Source organism: Paraburkholderia sp. EG304 (genome assembly GCF_046543485.1).
Classification (GTDB): Bacteria; Pseudomonadota; Gammaproteobacteria; order Burkholderiales; family Burkholderiaceae; genus Paraburkholderia; species Paraburkholderia youngii.
Genome location: NZ_JBKGUA010000181.1, coordinates 1 through 2,165, shown reverse-complemented (window position 1 = coordinate 2,165; position 2,165 = coordinate 1). Strand labels below are relative to the sequence as shown.

The window sequence follows — 2,165 nt, the reverse complement described above, 5'->3', positions numbered from 1 at the left end:
TGTCATGCGCAACGCCAATCCTGCCGTCCGGTCCGCTCGGTCACGTTCCCGAAATGACCGGTCACGTTGCCGAAATCCCCGGTCACGATCCCGAAACGGCCGGTCACGTTCATCCGAAATACGCAGTTTTGGCGTCGGCAGCAATGGCTCGATCAGTGCCCACAGTTCGTCCTCAACAATCGGCGCGCCCATCCTTGGTTCCAGTTGTTCAGATGGTCAAGGTTAATCTATGGTCACCCCCATTTTTGCAACACAGATCTCGATTGGTGATGGTTAGCGCAAATCTATCCGGCGTCGTTGTGGGGATGACTCCGCGCGCCACGATGAGAATCGCGCCTGGCAGTGCTGATAACAGGGGCAGCTTCAAGAGCTCGTTAACCTTTCAGCGTGTCCGCCAGGCCGGTGTACCGTTCACGTCATCGATAATCAGCGGTCGCAAAACCAGGTGGGTTAAGTTTGTTTATACGGAGCGTGGTAGCGCCCGTCAGGCGACGGTAACAGCCGTCCTCCGCTCAAATACGGTGTTGCGGCTCGAGATAGCCCACGCAATTCGCGCAAGCTTGTTAGCGAGTGCGCAGGCGACGACATTCGAATGTCGTCGCGTCAACATTGCGCGGACCCAATCAGCCATGCAACCGGTCTGCTTATCCAGGTGAAGCATGAACGCCCGCGCGCACTGGACTAGCAGGTGGCGAATGTTCTTGTCGCCTCTCTTGGAGATTCCGAGCAGGTTCGATTTGCCACCCGTACTATATTGCCTTGGTACGAGCCCCACTGCAGCGGCGAAATCACGACTGCATCGATACTGCTTGCCATCGCCGAGTTCTGAGGCGAGCAGACTTGCGGTGATGGATCCGACGCCGGGAATCGTAAGGAGGCGCTGTCCAAGGGCGTCCTCGGCAAGCTGCCGTTCAAGTTCCTTCTTGATATCGCTGATCTGCGTGGTAAGGTACTTGAAATGGTCGTGCAATCGCTCAAGGATCGCGATAAGTCGTGGCGGTAACTGGTGTTCGGCCAGTACGACAGGAAGGCGCTTCACGACGCCATGGCCTACGGGCAAGCTGATGCCAAATTCGAGCAGGAATCCATGCATCTGATTTGTCGTGCGTACTCGATCCCGAACCAGGGCCTGGCGGACCCGGTGCAGCGCCGACAGGATCTGCTGCGACTCGTTCTTCGGCGTGACGAACCGCATCGAAGGCCGTGATGCAGCCTCGCAGATCGCCTCAGCATCGACGAAGTCGTTCTTGTTGCTCTTCACGAATGGACGCACGAATTGTGGCGAGATCAGCTTGACGCAGTGTCCGTACTCGCCGAGCTTACGTGCCAGCCAATGCGCACCGGCACAGGCTTCCATCACGACCGTGCAGGCGTCGAACGTTGCGAAGAACTCGACGAGCTGCTTGCGTGAAACCTTCCTGCGAAACACTGCCTTGCCGGCCTTGTCCTGGCCATGCAGATGGAAAGAATGCTTGCCCAGATCAATTCCTACCAACGTGACGTTCTGCATGACAGTGGCCTCCGAAGGAAATTACCGGCTGCGAGGTGGGGGTGACCATCCCATTACAGCTTGCCGAAAAGGTTAACAGCCCCCAGCGGTGTCTTTTTGATTCCGTCTCTAAGCGATTGCTAAAACGCCTCAGGGATCCTGGCTAACCGGTGCAGCCATTTTCTTCGTCATAATGCCCTTCTTGTCAGAATGGATGCGCATATCGTGACGTTGGCTCAGCTATTGCATACGCCCCTGGCCAACCAACAAGGGCGGACTGAATTGAAGAATAAACAGGGCTGCATACCTCACGAATCGCAGGGAAAGACCCGGCGCGCCGAGCTCGACCTGGCATCGGGATGGGCTGATGCAGGAGCTGCGCGGTAAACCTCACCTGCTATGGCGTGCAGTCGATGAGGACGGGACTGAACTGTACATCCTGTTACAGAAGCGCTGCAACAGGACCCTAAGGAGAACACAATGCCAACATCCGGGATCGTCCTGCGTGGACTTGCCGGCAAAAGGCTCGCGCGCATCGCAATAGGGTCACTTCTCGTGATTGCGCCCGCGTTGGCATCCACGTCAGCGGACAAGTTACGGCCCGTAAAGACACAATGGGGCACAGTCAACGAACCGTCACTACCTGCAACCGTCTGCAGGCGGCTCGAAGCATCGC

Annotated in this window: 1 protein-coding gene and 1 pseudogene; both read right to left on the bottom strand. The window is 57.1% G+C overall.

The window, feature by feature from the left end:
• Window positions 1-192, bottom strand: a pseudogene (locus ACLFKU_RS43110) (hypothetical protein); the annotation flags it as partial.
• A gap of 292 nt (window positions 193-484) precedes the next feature.
• Complete coding sequence (locus tag ACLFKU_RS43105; protein WP_410853307.1) at window positions 485-1,510, bottom strand: IS110 family transposase; 1,026 nt, start codon at window positions 1,508-1,510, stop codon at window positions 485-487.
• Between the last annotated feature and the right edge of the window lie 655 nt (window positions 1,511-2,165).